The organism is Dolichospermum sp. UHCC 0315A, assembly GCF_008121535.1.
GTDB classification, from domain to species: Bacteria; Cyanobacteriota; Cyanobacteriia; order Cyanobacteriales; family Nostocaceae; genus Dolichospermum; species Dolichospermum lemmermannii.
In genome coordinates this window covers 3,673,510-3,696,800 of record NZ_CP043056.1, presented here as the reverse complement: position 1 = coordinate 3,696,800, position 23,291 = coordinate 3,673,510, and the positions used below count along the sequence as shown (strand labels likewise).

General features: G+C 44.1%; 15 protein-coding genes. 9 read left to right on the top strand and 6 right to left on the bottom strand.

Annotated features, from left to right (window positions below):
• Window positions 1-39: 39 nt before the first annotated feature.
• On the bottom strand, window positions 40-1,008 hold the full coding sequence (arsM, locus tag BMF77_RS17680; RefSeq protein ID WP_148764622.1) for an arsenosugar biosynthesis arsenite methyltransferase ArsM: 969 nt from the start codon (window positions 1,006-1,008) through the stop codon (window positions 40-42).
• A gap of 279 nt (window positions 1,009-1,287) precedes the next feature.
• Between arsM and BMF77_RS17675 the strand changes: the two genes are divergently transcribed.
• A complete protein-coding gene (locus BMF77_RS17675) occupies window positions 1,288-1,905 on the top strand; it encodes a TMEM165/GDT1 family protein (protein WP_148764620.1) in 618 nt (205 codons plus the stop codon).
• A gap of 132 nt (window positions 1,906-2,037) precedes the next feature.
• Window positions 2,038-2,379, top strand: a complete 342-nt coding sequence (locus BMF77_RS17670; RefSeq protein WP_148764618.1) for a hypothetical protein — start codon at window positions 2,038-2,040, stop codon at window positions 2,377-2,379.
• Window positions 2,380-2,500: 121 nt separating this feature from the next.
• Here the strand turns inward: BMF77_RS17670 and BMF77_RS17665 are convergent, their stop codons facing one another.
• Complete coding sequence (locus BMF77_RS17665) at window positions 2,501-3,421, bottom strand: lipopolysaccharide assembly protein LapB (protein ID WP_148764616.1); 921 nt, start codon at window positions 3,419-3,421, stop codon at window positions 2,501-2,503.
• A 267-nt stretch (window positions 3,422-3,688) separates the two neighbouring features.
• Here BMF77_RS17665 and BMF77_RS17660 point away from each other — a divergent pair, with 267 nt between their 5' ends.
• Together BMF77_RS17660 and BMF77_RS17655 are read left to right on the top strand one after the other, a co-directional pair.
• A complete protein-coding gene (locus tag BMF77_RS17660; protein WP_148764614.1) occupies window positions 3,689-4,942 on the top strand; it encodes an RNA-guided endonuclease TnpB family protein in 1,254 nt (417 codons plus the stop codon).
• Between the two features lie 315 nt (window positions 4,943-5,257).
• The gene (locus BMF77_RS17655) at window positions 5,258-6,253 is read left to right on the top strand and encodes a hypothetical protein (RefSeq protein ID WP_148764612.1); all 996 of its coding nucleotides are present in this window, start codon (window positions 5,258-5,260) and stop codon (window positions 6,251-6,253) included.
• A gap of 97 nt (window positions 6,254-6,350) precedes the next feature.
• Here BMF77_RS17655 and BMF77_RS17650 read toward each other — a convergent pair whose 3' ends face one another.
• Window positions 6,351-7,520, bottom strand: a complete 1,170-nt coding sequence (locus BMF77_RS17650; protein ID WP_148764610.1) for a homocysteine biosynthesis protein — start codon at window positions 7,518-7,520, stop codon at window positions 6,351-6,353.
• A gap of 99 nt (window positions 7,521-7,619) precedes the next feature.
• Complete coding sequence (hisD, locus tag BMF77_RS17645; RefSeq protein ID WP_148764608.1) at window positions 7,620-8,915, bottom strand: histidinol dehydrogenase; 1,296 nt, start codon at window positions 8,913-8,915, stop codon at window positions 7,620-7,622.
• A 644-nt stretch (window positions 8,916-9,559) separates the two neighbouring features.
• Here hisD and rpsT point away from each other — a divergent pair.
• The 5 genes from rpsT (at window position 9,560) to BMF77_RS17615 (ending at window position 21,247) form a co-directional block, all read left to right on the top strand.
• Window positions 9,560-9,847 (top strand): 30S ribosomal protein S20, encoded by a 288-nt coding sequence (gene rpsT / locus BMF77_RS17635; RefSeq protein ID WP_015083021.1) that lies wholly within the window; start codon window positions 9,560-9,562, stop codon window positions 9,845-9,847.
• Between the two features lie 114 nt (window positions 9,848-9,961).
• Window positions 9,962-10,747 (top strand): TatD family hydrolase, encoded by a 786-nt coding sequence (locus BMF77_RS17630; RefSeq protein WP_148764606.1) that lies wholly within the window; start codon window positions 9,962-9,964, stop codon window positions 10,745-10,747.
• Window positions 10,748-11,474: 727 nt separating this feature from the next.
• Entirely contained in the window at window positions 11,475-14,813 is a 3,339-nt protein-coding gene (gene rpoB, locus BMF77_RS17625; RefSeq protein WP_015083023.1) for a DNA-directed RNA polymerase subunit beta, read from the top strand.
• A 202-nt stretch (window positions 14,814-15,015) separates the two neighbouring features.
• Window positions 15,016-16,908, top strand: coding sequence for a DNA-directed RNA polymerase subunit gamma (locus tag BMF77_RS17620; RefSeq protein ID WP_015083024.1), 1,893 nt, complete (start codon window positions 15,016-15,018; stop codon window positions 16,906-16,908).
• A gap of 160 nt (window positions 16,909-17,068) precedes the next feature.
• Complete coding sequence (locus tag BMF77_RS17615) at window positions 17,069-21,247, top strand: DNA-directed RNA polymerase subunit beta'' (RefSeq protein WP_148764604.1); 4,179 nt, start codon at window positions 17,069-17,071, stop codon at window positions 21,245-21,247.
• Window positions 21,248-21,408: 161 nt separating this feature from the next.
• On the opposite strand, the gene BMF77_RS17610 is transcribed toward BMF77_RS17615, so the two are convergent.
• Both BMF77_RS17610 and BMF77_RS17605 read right to left on the bottom strand, forming a co-directional pair.
• A complete protein-coding gene (locus BMF77_RS17610) occupies window positions 21,409-21,753 on the bottom strand; it encodes a hypothetical protein (RefSeq protein WP_246862949.1) in 345 nt (114 codons plus the stop codon).
• A 122-nt stretch (window positions 21,754-21,875) separates the two neighbouring features.
• The gene (locus tag BMF77_RS17605) at window positions 21,876-23,246 is read right to left on the bottom strand and encodes an addiction module component (RefSeq protein WP_246862941.1); all 1,371 of its coding nucleotides are present in this window, start codon (window positions 23,244-23,246) and stop codon (window positions 21,876-21,878) included.
• Window positions 23,247-23,291: the final 45 nt, after the last annotated feature.

Sequence of the window (23,291 nt, the reverse complement as noted above, 5' to 3'; positions counted from 1 at the left end):
TGCGCGAAACCTCAGCTAGATTAGATACAAGAATTACTCTTAACAACATCCCCCACCATCGTAATACCATGTAGAATTAGTAATAATGATTTCTTCAGGATTTGAATTTGCTAAATTCCCCGCTGTTTTATCACAAACCGCCGCAGGAATTCCTCTTTGTAAAATATGCCCATTCTTATCATCAAAAAATGCTTCCTTACCTGCATAAATCGCTGTTTTACCAGTAAAAATACAAGCTCCGTCTGCGGGAATATCTACCTTAAAAGCCACAGAATCCAGACTTTCTAAAAGCAGATTTTCCTGTAGTTGATAATTGTGTTTATCTAACAACCGATAAGGACGACGAGCGCGAATTTCAATTTGTCCAAAACCAGCATTAATAATTAATTGAGTATATTCTTGATATGTAATAGCACCAGATAAACATAAAGCGCGTAAATTTTCATTTTGTTGTAAATGAGCAGGAATTGGACTTGTTGCAATCGGGTCACTCATCTGCAAGCGTCCACCTGGTTTCAATACCCGATATGCTTCTTTTAAAGCACGAGTTAAATCTGCTGGTTCAAAAATATTAAACAGGCAATTTTGCGCTACTACATCTACAGAAGCATCAACGACAGGTAAATTAAACGCATCTCCCGGACGAATTTCGACAAAGCTAGGATCAAACCAAGGGTTTTCTGTTGCAGCAATTTCTAAATTACGTATTGCAGCTTCTCGCATAGCTTCCACAGGTTCGACAGCAATAATCGCACCAGGACGACGAGAAAAATAAGCAAATTGCAAAGCTTCTAAACCACCACCAACACCAATATATAAAACTGTAGGTTCATTATTAAGTTCGTTGTGATGAACCGTAGTTCCACAACCATAGTTCATTTCCTGCATAGCTAGAGGAATTTTTAGCCCTGGTAATTGTAAAGGTGTACTTTGAACACAACAAAGACCTATTTCTGGTGTTTGGGCAACTTGGCTGTAAAATTGGGCTGCGGTTTCTAAATAGGTCATAATCTCAAATTAGGGTTTATGGCTTGACTTTTGTGGTCAAAAAGAGTATTATACATAACTAATAGAAGGGGAGTAGCTGCTGGCAGTAAATCAAAGTTTTCTGTTCAGTGTATCTAAGTCAACATACTGGTGATGAGCCTGGTTTAGATAGCGAATAAATAAAGTATTTGAAAGCGAGACCTTCACTGACTACACATTTAACTATGTGGAGTTCAGTGAGGTTTGATTGCTCTCATTGATACTCCACATAGGTAAAAAATCCTTTAGGAGTTTGAGAGAGTGTTAACAGCTTTTACCGCAGGTTTATTACTAATTACCATTTCCGAACTAGGTGATAAAACATTTTTTATTGCTGTAATTCTTTCCATGCACCACTCGCGGCGCTTGGTATTCACTGGTGTAGTAGCTGCTTTAGCGGCTATGACCGTCTTATCAGTTGCATTTGGGCAGGTAGTATCTTTATTACCAAAAATCTATATTCATTACGCCGAAATAGTTTTGTTTATTGCCTTTGGTTTAAAATTAATCTATGATGCCAATAAAATGGCTGTATCTGCTACCGAAGAAGTCGCAGAAGAAGCACAAGAAGCGGTAGAAAAAGCAGATTTAGATAATTCCCAGCCAAAAAGTGTTTGGTCAATTTTACTGAAATCCTTCGTATTAACATTTATAGCAGAATGGGGCGATCGCACACAAATAGCTACAATAGCCTTAGCAGCCGGGAATAACCCCATTGGTGTGACAATGGGAGCAATATTAGGACACGCAATTTGTGCAGCGATCGCCGTCATCGGTGGTAGATTAATTGCAGGTAAAATTTCTGAAAGACAAATTACCTTTTTAGGCGGCTTTCTATTTATCATCTTCGGCATAGTGGCCGCCATAGAAGGAAAATAAATTCAATACCCCTGTATGCACCTGAGTGAGATACCGTGATAAAATTACAAAACCTGTAGGTGCGTGGTTTCCCCGCCCTCAGTTGTACTTTTAAGTCTTAGTCAGATGTAAATTTTTTTATAGGGGTACATTATGGGCTTTTTACTGAGAATTGTCGGCTTTGGGTTGCTAATTTTGGGTATTTACCTTGTAGGAGAAAATATCTTTTTTACAACCAATGTTTATCCTTATTGGTGGCGAGGAATTTCTGCTGATATTTCAGTATTAGCATTAACATCAGGTGTACTCTTGCTAGTTTTTGCTCCAGGAAGTATGAAAGATTTGGGATGGACTGCTGTTGCCGTTGCTATTATGGCCATATTTATTAGCAGTCGTGCAATTCTTAACCCTACTAGTTTATGGCAGTTTTTTCTCTCACTAATTTGCATCGCCTCTGGTTATAAAATGCTTACAACAGGATACTTACCCTTTTAATTTCAGCATCCTGATCAAAAAATAATTTATTGATCAGGAGTTGAATTATTTTTTGCTCAACTCCTATTTTATTGCTAAAAAACTCAGAGACTTCTATCAGTTTACCTCTCCTCCCTACACCTTACGGAGTAGCCGTAGGTGATGCCGTAGGTGATGCCGTAGGTGATTCTGTGGATGAAGGCGTAGGTGATGCCGTAGGAGTAGGATTAGAAGCTGCGGCTTTATTTATTTCATCCTTATACTGAGCCGGTGCTAAAGCTGTGGCACTATCAAATAAAGGTTTTGCTTTATCAAGCTTCCCCTGTTCCTTAAACAGCATTGCCTTTGCTAAAACGGGGCGAAAATCTTGAGCATCTTTCTTAATTGCTTCATCATAAGCAGAGATAGCTTTATTATCATTCTTTTGAAAAGCGTAGACACTACCTAAAAGCACCTGCACAGCAACCACATCCACACTACCCGGCTGAATAGTATTAGCTTGAGTCGCAGCAGCTAAACTTTCTTGTAATAAGCCAATAGCTGCTTCTGGACGCTTTTCGCTTAATTGCAAATTCACCATGCCCTGCAAAGCTTTCAAATCGCCCGGTTTTGTAGTTAAAATAGAGCGATAAGTTTGGGCAGCCCCCTCCTTATCACCAATTTGTTGTTTAGCTTGTGCCAGTAAAACTCCATACTCTGACTGCTGGGGATTGAGTTTAGCGAGTTTTTCTAAAGGTTCAATCACAGCTTGAATATCCGCTGGTTTAACTTCCCCTTGGCTTTTTTGACTCAACAAACCTAAACGCGCTTGCAAAAGTCCCTTGAGTGCAGTTTGATTTTCTGCATCTTTTTGTAAAACTAATTCATAACCCCGAACTTGATCTTCCAGTTTTGACTTTTGCTCCGATGAAGATATTTTAGGGTCAGCAGTGGGCTGATTTTGTGGAGATGATTGGGGTTTATTAACCGCTGTAATGATGGGCATAATAGAAACACCCAAAAAAGCAACAACAGCGAAAGCTAAAACTACTCGGACTATCCAGCGATTACGCGATTCAGACACAATATTATTCTGCTCCTAAATGGGAATGAGATAAATTGCAAAGTTAAAAATTTCCAAAACTTTGCGGAATACGGTCATTTGTCTGTGAATTTTATAAGGAGAATGCCGAAAACCCTTGAAGGCGTGTCCGACTCAGGAGGACACACCTGTGCAACAGCTGCGGGATGAAGGCTAGTTACAGGATTTATCCTGCACTGACATTTTGTATATATTGTATAATAAATGCAGGCTGAAACCAAATCAAATTGATTGTTCAAAATTGAATCAATGCTAGTCCTAGAATACAAAGTTAAAGGTAAACAACATCAATACAACGCCATAGATGATGCCATTCGTACCACCCAATTCATTCGCAATAAAGCGATTAGATATTGGATGGATGCACCACGCGAGCTAAAAATTGATAAGTTTGCCCTGAATAAGTATTCAACAGAACTCCGCTCAGACTTTACCTTTGCTGCTGAATTAAACTCAATGGCAGTACAATCAGCCGCAGAAAGAGGGTGGTTTGCTATATCAAGGTTTTACGACAACTGTAAATCTAAAAAGTCTGGAAAGAAAGGATATCCACGTTTTCAAAAGGATTGCCGTTCTGTTGAATATAAAACATCAGGATGGAAATTACACAAAACTAAGCGACGGATTACTTTTACCGATAAAAAAGGGATTGGTGAACTCAAATTATTAGGTAAATGGGATATTCAATCCTACGAACTTAAAGACATTAAACGAGTGCGTTTAATCCGTCGTGCTGATGGATATTATGCTCAGTTTTGTATTGGTATTGATGTTGTAGATATTCAACCAAAAACAGGTAATGAAATCGGGTTGGACGTTGGTATTGAGTCGTTTTACACCGATTCTAATGGACATCATGAACCCAATCCTCAGTTTTTGAGAAAGGCTGAAAAATCAATCAAACATTCTCAAAGACGGATTTACAAAAAAGTCAAAGGTTCTAGTTGTAGAAAAAAAGCTAGAAAACTTTACGCTAAAAAACACTTAAAAGTAAGTAGGCAACGGATTGAACACGCTAAAAAAATAGCGCGTAACGTATGCAAGTCTAACGACTTAGTGGCCTATGAAGATTTAAGGGTTTCAAACATGGTAAAAAATCATTGTCTAGCAAAATCAATTAGTGATGCTAGTTGGTATTTGTTCCGGCAATGGATTGAATATTTTGCTGTTAAATTTGACAAAATTACTATAGCTGTAGCACCACATTATACTTCTCAAAAGTGTTCTAGCTGTGGCGTAATTGTCAAAAAATCTCTATCAACTCGTACCCATAATTGTAGTTGTGGATGCGAATTGCATAGAGATACAAACGCCGCAGTTAATATTCTTAATCTCGCAAAAAATCGGGAGTTGAGCGAAGTGGTCAGTGAGCCTTGCCGAACTGTCGAAACTAGGGGAGGGCATCCCCGAATTAACGCTACAGGAGTTGAAACCGCTACTCTGCTTGGTGTAAGCCTGGTTGAGCAAGTTTTGACTATGAATGTAGAATCCCCATGTCTTTAGACCGGGGAGTGTCAAAACAAATAAATATCTATCTATCCTGCTAAAGTAAGTGATGACTTTAGGAAGATCCGTCCGAATTATCGCTATGCTATGCTTCCGATAGCGTAGCTTGGCGTAAGCCATAACTGGATTAAGGACGCTAAATTACACATTTAGTGTATAAATGTGATATCTGGCGTTTTGATTTTCGTACAGAGCATCAAGGGAGTGACCAGATTAAAAAGAAATATACTTTGATCAGTCACACACTTGCTCTTTTCCTTTGTTTTTATTAAATCCCACAATGGGGTATGTCTTGTGCCGCAAGGAGTTTTTATGAATTCCGACCTGATGCCGTCTTCTGAATCCGCAAATTTAACAGCCTCTAACCAAGGCATAAAAGAGATTGAATCCCCTGTTAATGCTAATACATTAGCAGACCAATCCTCTAAACTGGAAAAATCCCTGACTGACTCTAATGGGCATTTGCCTAATCGAGAACAACCAATTCCACCTCCCAGTGAACCGACTCAATACCGAGCTATTGGGTTAATTCGCGGATGTTACCATGCTAGTGATGAACAGTTCACCCAGGGAACACTAATCACAAAAGATGGGGTTGAACTTAATGCCGTCCTCTTAGGTCGGATTATGAGTTTAGTCAAAAATCACTTAGACCTAGAAACAGAACATCTATGGGTAGTTTATCCCCGCACTAGACAAGAAAATGACGCATTGCACCTGCAAATTGTTGGTGTTTGGGAACCAGAAAATCTGGCCAAATATGAACTAGATGAAGCTGGTACAGATTCGACAGCAGTTTCTAATAACGGTAGCGTAGCGTTAAGCATTCATCCAAAACCCTCATCAGCAGTTCCTGATGGTGGCTTTTCTGTGCGTGGTGAGGTAGTTTACCAGTCTTTTGACGAAAAGAGTTTGGTTGTGAAAATCAAACAAGCTCCCCGTAAACCTACTGATAAAGCTAAATATTTTAAGTTGAAACTCAAGGGCGTATTAACTACCAAAGCTGTAGGTAAGTTCTGGGACTTCAATGTTAAACGGGAAAATGACGCATTAGTAGTAGTTAATGCCGAAGCGATCGCTGATTTACCCAAAAAACGCCGACCACCGTTCAAAGGAGCGCCTCGTGGTGGTGGTGGTGGTGGTGGTGGTGGTGGTGATAGAAGGCCATTCCCTCCCAGACGCAATGGCAATGGAGATGCCCCACGTCCCATTAAAAAGACAGCAGGTGATCCCACCGTCATCACCAAACCCATACCAAAAGCCCCCACTCCTATGCCAGTTAAAAAGCCTAAACCTGCTGGGGAATAGGTAATTGGTGATTGGTAATTGGTGATTGGTGATTGGTAATTGATAAAAACTATTACCCAGTCCCCAGTCCCCAGTCCCCAGTCCCCAGTCCCCAATCTTAAAACTCCGTCCAACGGTCTTGGGGTAAAAAAGAACGTTCCATAGGAATTGGGGCTACTGGTTCAGTTAGAGTAAATATCCCTTCTTTAATCCACTGTTTCAACTCTTGGGCTACTTGTCGGGAAAGAAACAAACTGGCTAAAGAAGCTACTCGTACCGTCCTGCCTTCAATAGTGATGCGTCCAGATTTAAGTTGTGCGTAACTCACTAAACCGAAGGTAGGACGGACACGACGAGGAATCGAAAAATCTACAATTGGTGCTACTAAATCCTTGTCTTGCACAGCACAGCGTTCTACCACACCAGCATTTAAAACTGGCAATGGTACACCCACACCCATCATTAAAGATGGTCCATAGCTTTTAAAATAACAGCCTCGTATCCATCGCGCATCCATTTGTTTAGCATCACCAATTAACGCCAAAGTTGCCGAAGGTCCAATAGGTGTGCGATTTTCTAACCGCTTTTGCAAGGGAAAATGTTGTGTCCCTTCCCAAGCCACATAACCAACACCCCCAGCCAAAAAAATCTTTGTCCCAATTCCTACAAGTTGTAAATCGGGGTCATTCAGGAGGGGGGAAAGCGAACCGGGGTTAGAATAAACCGCATTTCCTAAGCGGGGTTGCAATGGTCCTAGATAGGTATGTAGTGGGCGATCGCCTCCATTCACACCAACAATAAAATTTTGATAAAGATTGCGCGGATTAAATAAATAAAACTGATTGATAGTGTCACGGGTAACGGTGGTTTCAAATGTGGCTCTAGGGTAGCAATCGGTAACTTGTCCCACAGCGCGAACTTGGATAGATTTACCGGCAATTAAATCCTCAATCACATGACCACCACCACGTTCCCGCACGTCTTCCCCATCCAGAGAGTCAACTGGACAACTAGCACCTAAGTATAAATCCACAGCCCCAAAACCCGCATAAGCCGGGACTCCATCTAACCAGCAACGCCGAATTTTAATGGGTGGGTCAGTATGTCCTAAGTTAATAATTGCACCACTTGATTCCATTGGTTCAAATGTGCCAGTGGTAATTACATCTACTTCTTTGGCAGCTTTACTAACACCAATTTCCGCAACTCGGGCTTTTAACTCTTCAGCAGTCCAGACTACCGCCCGTTTTCGGGTGATTTTCTCATTAATTTCCGCAATTGTTCGCATTTTAAATTTATTTGAAGGACTATCGGTACACTGGGGGCGTTGACGATAGCCTGCTTACGGGGGAGTCATTTTTAAGACCGTATTTTCAACCTCAGAGTGTCAATCCTCTACCCTGAGTTTAACGGAATCAGCATGAGAAGGTAAACCCTCTGTAGTGGCTAAGATGTCAATGGCAGATGCCACTTTTTCCAAAGCAGTTTGTGAGTATTGGATAATACTTGAGTGTTTTAAAAATGTTTCTACCCCTAAAGCTGAAGCATAACGGGCGGCACCGGAAGTAGGTAAGGTATGGTTAGGACCGGCTAAATAGTCTCCTACAGCTTCAGGTGTGGAACTACCCAGGAAAATTGCCCCAGCATGGCGAATTTGGTTCATTAAAGCCCAAGGATCAGCAACTTCTAATTCTAAGTGTTCTGGTGCAAACTCGTTGGCAAGTTCGGCGGCGGCTTCCAGGGATTCCACCACGACGATTAAACCATAATGGGCGATCGCTTTTTCCGTATCTATCCGCCGTGGGTGATCCACCAATTGTCTTTCCACCGCCATTTGTACTTTTTTTGCCAACCCCGCATCTGTTGTCAGCAAAATTGCGGCCGCCATAGGATCATGTTCTGCTTGAGCTAACAAGTCAGCCGCTACATAGGCAGGATTAGCTGTTTCATCAGCAATTACCAGCACTTCGCTCGGACCTGCTAAAGAATCAATTCCCACCGTTCCGTAAACCAACTTTTTCGCCAAGGTGACATAAATATTCCCTGGTCCTGTAATGACATTAACCTTGGGAATGGTTTCTGTGCCATAGGCTAAAGCCGCGATAGCTTGAGCGCCACCCACACGGTAAATTTCCTGAACTCCTGCTTCTTGGGCCGCTACCAAAACCGCAGGATTCACCATTTTACCGCCTCTAGCAGGTGTCACCATCACCACACGAGGGACACCAGCCACTTTTGCCGGAATGGCGTTCATTAACACTGTACTGGGGTAACAAGCCCGACCGCCTGGGATATATAAACCTGCTCGGTCTACGGGGGTATAGCGTTTGCCTAAAACTACTTGATCATCACCAAACTGTACCCAGCTTTTGGGAACTCGCTGACGGTGAAAAGCTTCTATTTTTTGGCAAGCGAGGCGAATCGCCTGGAGTAAATCCTTGGATACCTGTTGGTAAGCTGCATCCAGTTCTGAGCCTGTTACTTTGAGTTCTTCTGGTTTGAGGATTTGGTGATCAAATTCCGCTGTATAATGTAGTACAGCTTTGTCACCTTGGCGCTTCACCGCTTGCAACACTTCGCGGACTGTTGCTTCTTTATGAAGTACCTGTTCATCCTGGGTGCGATCGCAGATCCGTTGCAGTTCTGATTTAACGTCTGCCTGCTGAGTAATAATTCGCAGCATGGAGTAATGACAATGCCAAATTTTACAATATTTTGATTTTAAGAACCATTTGGGCTTTTTACTTGCTACTACAACATTGCGTCAGTAGAAAAACCATTCAAAATAGCTAAAAAGCCTAACATATAAGCTTTTTGACCTTTGATTTTTGACTTTTGACTTCCGCTCTGCGGTGTTAGGGTCTAAAGCTGGATATGATTCTCTTCTCTAGCTTAACCTGGATTTTTTCTGATACTACTTTATAAAACTCGGACAACCGTTCTATAAAACTTACCCAAAATTACCAAAGTCTAGACACATCTGGACAGCGATAACCTTAGTGTTTACTTCCTGCTTCATCACGGTCTTAGAATGGCTTCTAAGAGGTTTTTCCGCTCCACAGGCAATCTCGGTAGAACTTACCGTTTCTGACCGTAGTTCCTAAAAGGAACCCCAGAAATTTAATATTCCCTCTGTCTGAATTGAGGTAACTGGTCTGTTTTCCTTGTCAGTAAACCATTCTAATCTATTTTTTTAGCCGTAAGCATCAGCTTTTACGCCCAAATAAAATATTTTTTTTCAAAAATTATCACATCAGCAAAAATAATGCTATATTTATTAAACCTAGTAGTGTGTGTACATAATTAATAGTCTTTTTTGGAATTACTGTGGCGAATACAAAATCTGCTCTTAAACGCGCTCAAATCGGAGAACGAAACCGACTGCGTAACAAAGCTTATAAATCAGCAGTTAAAACGCTGATGAAGAAATACTTTAGTTCTGTGGAAGCTTGTGCTGCCAACCCGACAACAGAACTCAAGCAGGAAGTGGAAACGAGAATGTCCGAAGCTTACAGCAAAATTGATAAAGCTGTAAAGGCTGGTGTGCTTCATGCCAACAATGGAGCTAGAAAAAAGTCAAGTTTAGCTCGTAAACACAAAACCCTTACTGCTTAGTCAATAGTCAGTGGTTTGTTGACAACTCACCCTCTCCGGGGTTAGTCATTTGTTCATTGGGGAAACCTTCAAGACCGCGCTAACTCACCACTGACCATTGATTAATGATAAGCTATGCAACTTATAGATACCCACGTACACATTAACTTTGACACTTTCCAGCCAGATTTAGCAGCCGTTCGCACTCGGTGGCAAGAAGCAGGAGTAGTCCGATTAGTCCACTCCTGTGTTCACCCCCAGGAATTTGCGAGCATTAGGCGCATAGCCGAGCAGTTTCCTGAACTTAGCTTTGCTGTGGGGCTGCATCCTCTGGATGCTCATAAATGGGATGACCAAACAGCCGCCCAAATCAAGTCTTTAGCCAGTTCTCATTCTCAAGTGGTAGCCATTGGGGAAATGGGGTTGGATTTCTACAAAGCAGATAATTATGAGCTTCAGCATGAGGTATTTGCATCACAATTAGCGATCGCTTGTGAACTGAATTTACCAGTGATCATCCATTGTCGTGATGCTGCACCAGCAGTCAGGGATGTATTGCAAAAATGGCGGAATTGGCATGGGGAAAGGGTACGGGGTGTCATGCACTGCTGGGGAGGGACACCAGAAGAAACTCAATGGTTTCTAGATTTAGGTTTCTATATTAGCTTTAGCGGCACAGTGACATTCAAGAATGCTAAAACTATTCAAGAGTCTGCCGCAATGGTGAATAGCGATCGCTTACTGATAGAAACAGATTGTCCATTTCTGTCACCCGTTCCCAAACGTGGCGAAAAGCGGAATGAACCCGCCAATGTTCGCTATGTAGCGGAGCAATTAGCAAAACTACGAGAAGAAACAATAGAGGAAATTGCCCAGAAAACCACCCAAAATGCCTGTAGATTATTTGGTCTAGCGTTGTAGATCAGCATCAAGTCCAAAAGAATTAGCGCTGATTTCATCAAGAAGATACTTCTATTGAATGAAAATGTGCTAGAATTATTCCCTCTAAAACATTTAGGTTAAGCCATAATGGTAAAGGAAGGATAATAACTCCTAAAACTCAATTTGTGCTGTTATCAAAATGATATTAGCCAGTTTGGGAATTTGTGGTTTTAGCCAGCTTGATCAATCGCAACAACCCCAATCTAAAATCCAAAATTGTCTGCCCATCCACTTAAATCTCTACAAACGGATGCTCTCAATAGATAACAAACCGTGGCAACCTAGGTTGACTAAAAAAAACTTGAAACCTGAAAACAGCAATCCTTCAATATATCAAACAATAAAGAAAATCGTTAAAAATAATTGTCTAGTCCAGACAATCATATCCATATCAAATCCATAGTGCAGGCTCTGATGCCATATTGCGCTATCGAATTCGACTCTTGCGGAACTCCCAGTTTGGGGATCTTACAGCAAGGATAAAGTATCAGGCATAAGGTGTGAGGGGTGAAGTATGAAGAAGTGTGAAGTAAAAAAAATCTTATAGCCAACGCCACGCTATCAGCTAAATTGTCGGTGGAGCAGGCTGTTACCAAGTAAATAGACTTCAACACTCACCAATTCATATTTTATGCAGAAAAGCCTTCATGGCAGAACTCCACCAATACCTCTTTGAAAGTTTAACCAGGTTGATAAAGGTAAAGGCATGACTAACGACGATAAATACATGGAATCCGCCTTTCTATTACCCGACTTGATTGAAATTCAGCGTTCTAGTTTTCGCTGGTTTCTAGAAGAAGGGCTAATCGAAGAACTGAACTCCTTTAGTCCAATTACAGACTACACTGGCAAACTAGAACTGCACTTTTTAGGCAATAACTATAAACTTAAAGAACCTAAATACAGTGTTGAAGAATCCAAGCGGAGAGATAGCACTTATGCAGTGCAAATGTATGTCCCCACCCGGTTGCTAAACAAAGAAACAGGAGACATTAAAGAACAAGAAGTATTTATTGGCGATTTGCCATTGATGACAGATAGAGGCACATTTATTATCAACGGTGCTGAACGCGTCATTGTCAATCAAATTGTGCGATCGCCTGGAGTTTACTATAAATCAGAAATTGATAAAAACGGACGACGGACTTATTCTGCCAGCTTAATTCCGAACCGGGGGGCATGGCTGAAATTTGAAACAGATCGTAATGACTTAGTTTGGGTACGGATAGACAAAACCCGGAAACTGTCAGCCCAGGTACTGTTGAAAGCCCTGGGATTATCAGATAACGAGATATTTGATGCACTGCGCCATCCAGAATACTTCCAAAAAACCATCGAAAAAGAAGGGCAATTTTCCGAAGAAGAAGCCCTAATGGAATTATATCGGAAACTTCGTCCCGGTGAACCGCCCACAGTTTTAGGTGGACAACAGCTTTTAGACTCCCGCTTCTTTGATCCTAAACGCTATGACCTGGGTAAAGTTGGACGTTATAAACTCAACAAAAAACTTCGTCTTTCCGCCCCCGACACCATGCGCGTCCTCACCCCTGGGGACATCTTAGCCGCCATTGATTACCTCATAAATCTAGAATACGATATCGGTAGTATTGATGACATTGACCACCTCGGAAATCGCCGAGTCAGAAGCGTTGGGGAATTACTGCAAAATCAAGTCAGAGTAGGGTTAAATCGCTTAGAAAGAATTATTCGAGAACGGATGACCGTATCCGATGCCGAATCTCTCACTCCCGCATCTCTAGTTAACCCCAAACCCTTAGTAGCAGCTATCAAAGAATTCTTTGGTTCGAGCCAACTCAGTCAATTCATGGATCAAACTAATCCCTTGGCAGAATTGACCCATAAACGCCGCCTCAGTGCCTTGGGACCAGGTGGTTTGACCAGAGAAAGAGCCGGGTTTGCAGTTCGAGATATTCACCCCAGTCACTACGGACGGATTTGCCCCATTGAAACACCAGAAGGACCAAATGCCGGACTCATCGGTTCATTAGCCACCCATGCCCGCGTTAACCTCTATGGTTTTCTAGAAACACCCTTCCGACCAGTAGAAAATGGCAAAGTCCTCTTTGATGTGCTGCCTGTTTACATGACAGCAGACGAAGAAGACGACCTGCGGACAGCCACAGGTGACGTTCCCCTGGATGAAAATGGTTACATCAAAGGACCCCACGTGCCAGTGCGCTATCGCCAAGACTGGACAACCACCGGACCCGAACAGGTGGATTATGTGGCAGTTTCTCCAGTGCAGATTGTCTCAGTAGCCACCAGCATGATTCCCTTCTTGGAACATGACGACGCTAACCGAGCACTGATGGGTTCTAATATGCAGCGCCAAGCTGTACCCCTACTAAGACCAGAACGCCCCTTGGTGGGAACCGGTTTGGAAGCCCAAGCCGCCAGAGACTCCGGCATGGTCATAGTTTCCCGCACCGATGGCGATGTGGTCTATGTTGATGCCACAGAAATTCGTGTCCGCGCCAGTGGTCAGTTGTCCGCAGCCAGCGGTAGCCAAGTTATTGAAAAAGGCCAAGAACTTAAATACAAACTTTCCAAATATCAACGTTCCAACCAAGACACCTGTTTAAACCAAAAACCATTGGTGAGAATTGGCGAAAAAGTCGTAGCCGGTCAAGTATTGGCAGATGGTTCTTCCACAGAAGGGGGAGAACTGGCGCTAGGACAAAATATAGTTGTCGCCTATATGCCCTGGGAGGGATACAACTACGAGGATGCAATTCTCATTTCCGAGCGCCTGGTACAGGAAGATGTCTATACTTCCATTCACATCGAAAAATACGAAATCGAAGCCAGACAAACCAAACTCGGACCCGAAGAAATCACCAGAGAAATTCCCAACGTTGGTGAAGATGCCCTCAGACAATTGGATGAACAAGGTATTATCCGCATTGGGGCGTGGGTAGATGCTGGGGATATTCTCGTGGGAAAAGTTACTCCCAAGGGTGAATCTGACCAACCCCCCGAAGAAAAACTCCTCCGCGCTATCTTTGGTGAAAAAGCCCGTGATGTCCGCGACAACTCCCTGCGAGTTCCCAATGGTGAAAAAGGTCGGGTAGTTGATGTCCGGTTGTTCACCCGTGAACAAGGTGATGAACTGCCACCGGGAGCAAATATGGTAGTCCGGGTTTATGTGGCTCAAAAGCGCAAAATCCAAGTGGGCGACAAAATGGCAGGGAGACATGGCAACAAGGGGATTATTTCCCGGATTCTGGCTGCTGAAGATATGCCCTACTTAGCTGACGGTTCACCCGTGGATATTGTTCTCAATCCCTTGGGTGTCCCCAGCCGGATGAATGTGGGTCAGGTGTTTGAATGTTTACTGGGTTGGGCAGGTCATAATTTGGGAGTCAGGTTCAAGATTACTCCCTTCGATGAAATGTATGGCGAAGAAACTTCCCGGCGGCTAGTTCACGGCAAACTCCAAGAAGCCAGAGACGAAACCACTAAAGACTGGATCTATAACCCCGACAATGCCGGTAAAATCATGGTCTATGATGGTCGCACTGGTGAACCATTTGACCGGGCTATTACCGTCGGTGTGGCCTATATGCTCAAGCTGGTGCATTTGGTTGATGACAAAATTCACGCCCGTTCCACTGGACCCTATTCTCTGGTGACTCAGCAACCTTTGGGCGGTAAGGCTCAACAGGGTGGGCAAAGATTTGGAGAAATGGAAGTTTGGGCGTTGGAGGCTTTCGGCGCTGCTTATACTTTGCAAGAATTGTTAACTGTCAAATCCGATGATATGCAAGGACGGAATGAAGCCCTCAATGCCATTGTCAAGGGTAAGGCTATTCCCCGTCCTGGTACTCCTGAATCTTTCAAAGTATTGATGCGTGAGTTGCAATCTTTGGGTTTGGATATTGCCGTGCATAAGGTGGAAACCCAAGCAGATGGTAGTTCCCTAGATGTGGAAGTAGACCTAATGGCAGACCAAGCTGCCCGGCGCACACCTCCTAGACCGACTTATGAGTCACTCTCTCGTGAGTCTCTGGAAGGGGAAGAGTAACAATTAAAAATTATCAATTAAAAATTAAAAATTTAAGAGGTTTTTCGCTCTTCATTTTTAATTCTCAATTTTTAATTGTTTATTAAAAATTATAAATTAAAAATTTAAGAGGTTTTTCGCTCTTCATTTTTAATTTTTAATTCTCAATTTTTAATTGTTTTGTTCTCCTTTTTTAATTTTTAATTTTTCATTTTTAATTCTCATGAGATCCCCCCAAACTAATCAATTTGACTACGTAAAAATTGGCATAGCTTCACCAGAACGCATCCGTCAATGGGGTGAACGGACTTTACCCAATGGACAACTTGTAGGTGAAGTTACCAAGCCAGAAACTATTAATTACCGCACCCTCAAACCAGAAATGGATGGTTTGTTTTGCGAGCGCATCTTTGGACCAGCTAAGGATTGGGAATGCCATTGTGGTAAGTACAAACGGGTGCGCCATAGAGGGATTGTCTGCGAGCGCTGTGGTGTAGAAGTTACAGAGTCCCGCGTCCGTCGCCACAGGATGGGTTTTATTAAGTTGGCAGCCCCTGTGGCTCATGTTTGGTATCTCAAAGGGATTCCTAGCTATATTGCTATTCTCCTAGATATGCCGTTGCGGGATGTGGAGCAGATTGTTTATTTCAACTCCTACTGCGTTTTAGCACCGGGCAACGCTGATACTCTCAGTTACAAACAACTGTTGAGCGAAGACCAATGGTTAGAAATTGAAGATGCTATCTACAGCGAAGATTCCCAGTTAGAGGGTGTGGAAGTTGGCATTGGCGCTGAAGCTCTGTTGCGGCTGTTGGCAGATATTAATTTGGAGCAAGAAGCGGAAACCCTGCGGGATGAAATCGAAAAGGCCAAGGGTCAGAAACGGGCAAAATTAATTAAACGGCTGCGGGTAATTGATAATTTCATCGCTACCGGTTCTCAGCCAGAATGGATGGTGATGGAAATTATTCCCGTCATTCCCCCAGATTTGCGCCCCATGGTGCAGCTAGATGGAGGCAGATTTGCCACCAGCGATTTAAATGATTTGTACCGCCGGGTGATTAATCGCAACAACCGTTTGGCTAGACTTCAGGAAATTCTCGCGCCGGAGATTATTGTCCGCAACGAGAAACGGATGCTGCAAGAGGCTGTGGATGCCTTGATTGACAATGGTCGGCGGGGACGGACTGTGGTGGGGGCTAATAACCGTCCGCTGAAATCCTTGTCCGATATTATTGAGGGAAAACAAGGACGTTTCCGCCAAAACCTGCTGGGTAAACGGGTGGACTATTCGGGACGGTCGGTAATTGTGGTCGGTCCGAATCTGAAGATTCACCAGTGCGGTCTACCCAGAGAAATGGCCATTGAGTTGTTTCAGCCCTTTGTGATCAATCGTCTGATTCGTTCCGGCATGGTGAACAATATCAAGGCAGCGAAAAAGCTGATTTCTCGCAATGATGCCAGTGTTTGGGATGTGTTGCAGGAAGTGATTGAGGGGCATCCAGTGATGCTAAACCGAGCGCCAACGTTGCACCGATTGGGGATTCAGGCCTTTGAACCGATTTTGGTAGAAGGGAGAGCCATTCAACTCCATCCTTTAGTCTGTCCCGCCTTTAATGCTGACTTTGACGGTGACCAAATGGCGGTTCATGTTCCCTTGTCCTTGGAGAGTCAAGCTGAAGCCCGGCTGTTGATGCTGGCTTCTAATAATATTTTGTCACCAGCAACGGGCAAACCGATTGTGACTCCTAGCCAAGATATGGTGTTGGGAGCATATTATTTGACAGCGGAAAACCCCAAGGCAACCAAGGGGGCGGGTAAGTATTTCTCCTCTTTGGATGATGTAATTATGGCCTATGAGGCGAAACAGGTAGAGCTTCATGCCTATATTTATGTGCGTTTTGATGGGGAAATTGATTCGGGTGAACCGGATACTGAACCTGTGGAGGTAATTGAGGACAAAGACGCTAAGGGCAGGCTGATGAGTCGGACTCTGATTTATAAGTTCCGCCGGGTGCGGGAAGATGGGGAAGGGAATTTGATTTCTCAGTATATTTATACGACTCCAGGACGAGCAATTTATAACCAGGCAATTCAGGAAGCGATAGATGCTTAGGGAAATTAAAAATTGAGAATTAAAAATTAAAAATGAAAGAAATAACTTTGGAAATTGAAAATTGATAATTTTTAATTGAAAAACTTCTTTTGTTTTTAATTTCTTCTTCTCTTAATTTTTAATTATTAATTTGTAATTTTTAATTGGAACGAAGTGACTTATGACTAAAGCAGTTTTTCGGAATCTGGTAGTAAACAAAGCTAAGTTGAGAGACCTGATTTCTTGGTCTTTTACTCATTATGGAACAGCGCGGACGGCAGTAATGGCCGATAAACTCAAGGAATTGGGTTTTCGCTATGCTACCAGAGCCGGAGTATCTATTAGTGTGGATGATTTGATGATTCCTCCGGCTAAGAAAGAGATGCTGGAAGCAGCAGAGATGGAAATTCTAGTAACGGAGGAACGCTATCAACGGGGGGAAATTACTGAAGTTGAACGTTTTCAGAAAGTAATTGATACTTGGAACAGTACCTCAGAAGCACTCAAGGATGAGGTGGTGGTGCATTTCCAGAAAACAGATCCCCTCAACTCCGTGTATATGATGGCCTTTTCCGGGGCGCGGGGGAATATTTCCCAGGTGCGGCAGTTGGTGGGGATGCGGGGACTAATGGCAGATCCCCAGGGGGAAATTATTGATTTACCAATTAAAACCAACTTCCGAGAAGGTTTGACAGTTACAGAATATATTATTTCTAGTTATGGAGCGCGGAAGGGGCTGGTGGATACGGCGCTGCGGACTGCTGACTCTGGGTACTTGACCCGGCGGTTGGTGGATGTGTCCCAGGACGTGATTGTGCGAGAGTTTGACTGTGGCACAAATAAGGGCTTAACCATTGGGGCAATGGTCGAAGGGAATAAAATCTTAATTAAACTAGCGACGCGGTTGATGGGTCGGGTTGTGGGTGAGGACGTGGTGCATCCCGTCACAGGGGAAATCATTGCCCTGCGGAATACGCCCATTGATGATGATTTAGCGATCGCTATCCAAAAATCCGGAGTCCAAAAGGTAACAGTCCGCAGTCCCTTGACCTGTGAAGCTGCCCGGTCAGTGTGTCAGCATTGCTACGGTTGGAGTTTAGCCCATGCCAAGATGGTAGATTTGGGTGAAGCTGTGGGGATTATTGCCGCCCAAAGTATTGGCGAACCAGGGACGCAGTTGACCATGCGGACATTCCACACTGGAGGCGTATTCACCGGGGAAGTTGCCCAACAGGTGCGGTCTAAGGTGGCAGGAACAGTGAAGATTCCTCGCAAATTGCAAACCCGTCCCTATCGCACTCGTCATGGTGAAGATGCCCTGTATGTGGAAGCCAACGGGACCTTGACGATTGAGGGCGATAAGAAGTCGGGAACGGGGGAAAGCCAGGAAATTGCTGTTACCCAGGGTTCAACTCTATATATTCACAATGGTCAGCAGGTATTGGCAGAGCATTTGGTGGCTGAGGTAGCGCTGGGAGGTAGAACCACCAGAACCAATACAGAAAAAGCCGTGAAAGACGTAGCTTCTGACTTGGCTGGTGAGGTGAAATTTGCGGATCTGGTGGCAGAACCAAAGACTGACCGCCAGGGGAATACCACTACTACTGCTTCTAGAGGCGGTTTGATTTGGATTCTATCGGGGGACGTATATAACTTGCTGCCAGGGGCGGAGTTGATTGTCAAGAATGGGGATGCGATCGCAACTAATGGAGTATTGGCGCAAACCAAGCTGACAACAGTACATGGAGGCGTGGTGCGATTACCAGAAGCCATTCCCGGTAAAGGGACGCGGGAAATCGAGATTATTACCGCTTCTGTGGTATTGGATCAGGCAGCGATTACCGTCCAGAGTTCCCAAGGGCGGAATAGCTACTTGATTACAACCACGAATAATCAGGTATTTAATTTGCGGGCGACTCCAGGGACCAAGGTGCAGAATGGTCAGGTAGTGGCGGAGTTGATTGATGACCAGTACCGGACGACCACCGGGGGCTTATTGAAATTTGCCCAAGTGGAAGTACAGAAGAAAGGGAAAGCCAAATTGGGCTATGAGGTGGTGCAGGGGGGAACGCTGCTGTGGATACCGGAAGAAACCCATGAAGTGAACAAGGATATTTCCTTGCTGCTGGTTGAGGATGGCCAGTATGTGGAAGCGGGAACGGAAGTGGTCAAAGACATTTTCTGTCAAACCGGTGGGGTGGTAGAAGTTACCCAAAAGAATGACATTTTGCGAGAAGTGGTGGTGAAACCGGGTGAGTTGTTGATGGTAGATGATCCGGAAACTGCGATCGCCCATGACAATACATTTTTGCAGCCCGGTGAAGAATTGCAAGGAATGGTGGCGACGGAGTTGCGGTATATCCAGTACGTGGAGACTCCCGAAGGTCCGGCATTGCTGAGTCGTCCGGTGGTAGAATTTGCTGTGCCAACCCACCCTGATGTCCCAGCGACAACGACGGTGAGTCAGGATACAGGGCGTTCCATTCAGTTACGAGCGGTGCAAAGGATTCCTTATAAGGATTCAGAGCGGGTGAAGTCGGTGGAGGGTGTGGAACTGCTGCGGACACAGATAGTATTGGAGATTGAGCAGGAGACGGAGGGAGAACACGGGGCTTCGCCTTTGGCTGCGGACATTGAATTGATTACTGATGCTGAAAATGAGGAAATTCAGCGGTTACAGTTGGTGATTTTGGAGTCTTTGGTAGTGCGGCGCGACATTACAGCGGATGCGACCCAAGGCAGCACAGAGACTAATTTGGAAGTTGCGGACGGTGACACCATTGAACCGGGGGCTGTGGTAGCACGGACGAAGATATTGTGTAAGGAAGGGGGAATTGTTCGCGGTGTGCAGCAGGGGGCGGAAACGGTGCGCCGTTGTTTGGTGTTGCGTCCCAATGATTTGGTAACTATAGGTACGAATGTGCTGCCGAATATCAAGAAGGGAGATTTGGTAGTGGAAGGCAGCGAAATTGCTCCGGGCATATTCGCCGCTGAATCGGGTCAGGTGATGGAAGTCGTCAGTGGTCAGTCGTCAGTGGTGAGTCAGCGCGGTCTTGGGGGTTTCCCCCATGAGCGACTGACGAACCCCGAAGGGGTCAGTGATAAAAAAACGGACAACGGACAACACTTCGACAAGCTCAGTGCATCGCTGACAAAGGACAATTCAGCCCACTCTATTACTCTCCGCGTTGGTCGTCCTTACCGAGTCAGTCCTGGGGCAGTGCTACAGGTCGAAGATGGGGATTTGGTGCAACGGGGTGACAACTTAGTGTTGTTGGTGTTTGAACGAGCCAAGACTGGGGACATTATCCAAGGTTTGCCCCGGATTGAGGAACTGCTAGAAGCCCGCAAACCCAAGGAAGGCTGCATTTTGGCGCGTCGTCCAGGGGAAGTGAAGATTGTCTATGGGGATGGGGATGAGGTGACATCTGTTACTCGTGAGGCCTATTCTATTAAGATTGTGGAAGCCAATGGGACAGTGACGGACTATCCCCTCGGACCGGGGCAGAATTTGATTGTTCCTGACGGGGCGCAGATTGTGGCTGGACAACCAATGACTGATGGCCCTTCTAATCCCCATGAAATTTTGGAGATATTCTTCAGCTTGGGGTCAGAGGATGGTGTCTATGCTTGTGCGAGTCATGCGTTGCAGAAGGTGCAGACCTTTTTGGTGAATGAGGTGCAGATGGTGTATCAGTCCCAAGGGATTGAGATCTCTGACAAACACATCGAGGTGATTGTCCGCCAAATGACCAATAAGGTGCGGATTGATGACGGTGGGGACACAACTATGCTACCGGGTGAGTTGGTGGAATTGCGGCAGGTGGAGCAGGTGAATGAGGCGATGTCCATTACTGGTGGGGCTAGAGCGGAATATACTCCCATGCTGCTGGGGATTACCAAGGCATCGTTGAATACTGACAGTTTCATCTCTGCGGCTTCGTTCCAGGAAACCACGCGGGTATTAACGGAAGCTGCCATTGAGGGTAAATCGGATTGGCTGCGCGGACTCAAGGAAAACGTGATCATTGGGCGCTTGATTCCCGCTGGGACTGGGTACAACACCTATGAGGAAGCGGGGGTGATTGATGATTACGTGATAGAGCCGGGTAGTGGGGTGCTGGATGAGGTTGATGACCCATTGGACATGGTGTTAGATGACCGGACAGCGAAACTCTATAATTTGGATGCACCGGGAATGGGAGATGGTGCTTTTGGTAGCAAGATAGGGGAAAGACTGATTTTAGATGATGATGATGATTTAATTGCTGATGAAATTAGCGATATTGTTGTTGAAGATGATGAAGATTTTGAGGAAGATGAAGATGAGGAAGATGATGAAGACTTTGATGATGAATAAAATCTAGTACCGCACAGCGGAATTAAAAATTAACAATTAAAAATTAAAAAAGCAGATTACACAAGCTTTTTGTGGAATTTTTAATTGTTGGTTGATTTGCGCCGCAGTGTACTAGTCATCAGGTAATGGTTCAGGAGTATGGCTAACGCCACGCTTCGCTATCAGAAGGAAGGAGTCAGGAGTTCAGGAGTCAGGAGTTCAGGAGGAAGAAGAGGTAGGGGAGGTAGGGGAGGTACGGGAGGTACGGGAGGTAGGGAAGAAGGAAGAAGGAAGAAGGAAGAAGGAAGAAGGAAGAAGGAAGAAGGAAGAAATTTCTCCCCTACTCCCCCTACTTCCCCTACTCCCCCTACTTCCCCTACTTCCCCTACTCCCCCTACTCCCCCTACTTCCCCTACTTCCCCTACTTCCCCTACTTCCCCTACTTCCCCTACTTCCCCTACTTCCCCTACTCCCCCTACTCCCCCTACGGTAATGGGTAATGGGTACTGATGAACTGGGATACACAAATAACGTAGTTAAACAAGGTCAAACAACGTCAATTGCTTATAATTCGCTCTCTGATTGACCTTACTCGTAAGGAGAGCTTTTAGGTTCTAGAGTCTGGGGCTTATCCATGCCCGTTTCCGCTTCAGTTTCCACTATTAGGGAATCGGTGAAACTTCTGAGTTCGTTCTAGCAAGATTACTTTTACATCGGAATGTTTCATATAACGAGTGATTTCAACGTCACTCATTCTTGCTAGAACGTTGTCAGCAGCGTTAGTATCTGAGTGCATCACGACCCCATCATGTCCGGTAAACTTGTCACCATTTCTACTACCCGTTAAGGTACTAAATCTGGAGTCAAGTTGTGACGTATACGCACAATTCACACTAACAACCGTGCAACCTACACGGGTTGAAACTTGTTTGAGGGCATCCGCAACTATCCCCTTGCACCATGAAGAAACATTTCTCTTCATACGCTTTCTCATGGGCTTTTTGCCTGTTATTTGCTCCGTCAAATCTTCAAAAGCTACCTTGATCGCATCTGTCATCAAGTCATGCGTAGCTGTAAAAACGATTGTTTGAATCCTACCTTTAAAGGATCTTTCCCGATTGTCCCACTTGATTTTACCAAGATTATTTCGTTTAATTCTATCAGCCTTGGCACTGTTTCCTTTAGCTGTAGACTTGTTAAAAACTGACCTGATTTTATTACGTTTTACTTGTTTCGCTGTTCTGTAATCGGTTTCTTGAGTTTGGATTTTACCAAAATCATTACCTAAAAATCTAGCACCATCATTAGAAGATGTGGCATAAACTTCGGTGTAACCTCTATCACATCCAATTATTTTACCATCGGTCTTTTTTTCAGCTTTTTGGATATCAGTTGTGTAATGAATTTCCCATCTGCCATTACGCTTAATTAGCCTTATTTGACACTTTATTTCTGTTGGTAAAGTCGTTGGTAGTTTGAGAGTTTTACATGGAGTTACACCTCCAAAACGCAACCACACCACACCTTTATCATCTGTTTTAGTATCATAAGCCTTTACAATAATTTGGTTACAAACTTTCGTGTGTCCTCGATACCAAAACTTTCTAACTAAGGTGCAAAGTTTGGGATGTTCCAACCATTCCCGACTTTCTAAGGTAAGTTGCAAAACTCCTTTTTTAGCCTGGAACGACTGGAACGATTGACCCAAAGATTTCATCACCTTTTCGACACAAGCAGCCTGAACCAAGTGAATATCATCAATTACGTCATAGAGAGTTGCTTCCCATAACTTAGCAGGTAATTTGTATTTGTCTTTTAAGGTGCGTAGCTGTTTGTCAATCTCAAATTTAGAAACGCCCCAAGCCTTTAACGACCCGAACTCATTCCACAAGTCAGAGCGTAGTTTACCTAAACTCAAAGCGATTAAATCAAGTTCGTTAGATTTCCAATTATTTAGTTTTTCAGTCCCTAAAATAGCGATTCTCGTAACGGTTAACTGATTCTTTGCTTTGAGTTTCATGGACTTGGTTTGCTACGTCTTTTACTACTATACACCCATTGACTC

What these genes read in the sequence shown, in the direction of transcription:
- BMF77_RS17630 (WP_148764606.1), top strand. Translation starts at nt 9,962, where the DNA reads ATGCAACTTATAGATACCCACGTACACATTAACTTTGACACTTTCCAG.
- BMF77_RS17670 (WP_148764618.1), top strand. Translation starts at nt 2,038, where the DNA reads ATGGGCTTTTTACTGAGAATTGTCGGCTTTGGGTTGCTAATTTTGGGT.
- BMF77_RS17655 (WP_148764612.1), top strand. Translation starts at nt 5,258, where the DNA reads ATGAATTCCGACCTGATGCCGTCTTCTGAATCCGCAAATTTAACAGCC.
- BMF77_RS17615 (WP_148764604.1), top strand. Translation starts at nt 17,069, where the DNA reads ATGACTAAAGCAGTTTTTCGGAATCTGGTAGTAAACAAAGCTAAGTTG.
- arsM (WP_148764622.1), bottom strand. Translation starts at nt 1,008, where the DNA reads ATGACCTATTTAGAAACCGCAGCCCAATTTTACAGCCAAGTTGCCCAA.
- BMF77_RS17620 (WP_015083024.1), top strand. Translation starts at nt 15,016, where the DNA reads ATGAGATCCCCCCAAACTAATCAATTTGACTACGTAAAAATTGGCATA.
- BMF77_RS17605 (WP_246862941.1), bottom strand. Translation starts at nt 23,246, where the DNA reads ATGAAACTCAAAGCAAAGAATCAGTTAACCGTTACGAGAATCGCTATT.
- BMF77_RS17650 (WP_148764610.1), bottom strand. Translation starts at nt 7,520, where the DNA reads ATGCGAACAATTGCGGAAATTAATGAGAAAATCACCCGAAAACGGGCG.
- rpoB (WP_015083023.1), top strand. Translation starts at nt 11,475, where the DNA reads ATGACTAACGACGATAAATACATGGAATCCGCCTTTCTATTACCCGAC.
- hisD (WP_148764608.1), bottom strand. Translation starts at nt 8,915, where the DNA reads ATGCTGCGAATTATTACTCAGCAGGCAGACGTTAAATCAGAACTGCAA.
- BMF77_RS17660 (WP_148764614.1), top strand. Translation starts at nt 3,689, where the DNA reads ATGCTAGTCCTAGAATACAAAGTTAAAGGTAAACAACATCAATACAAC.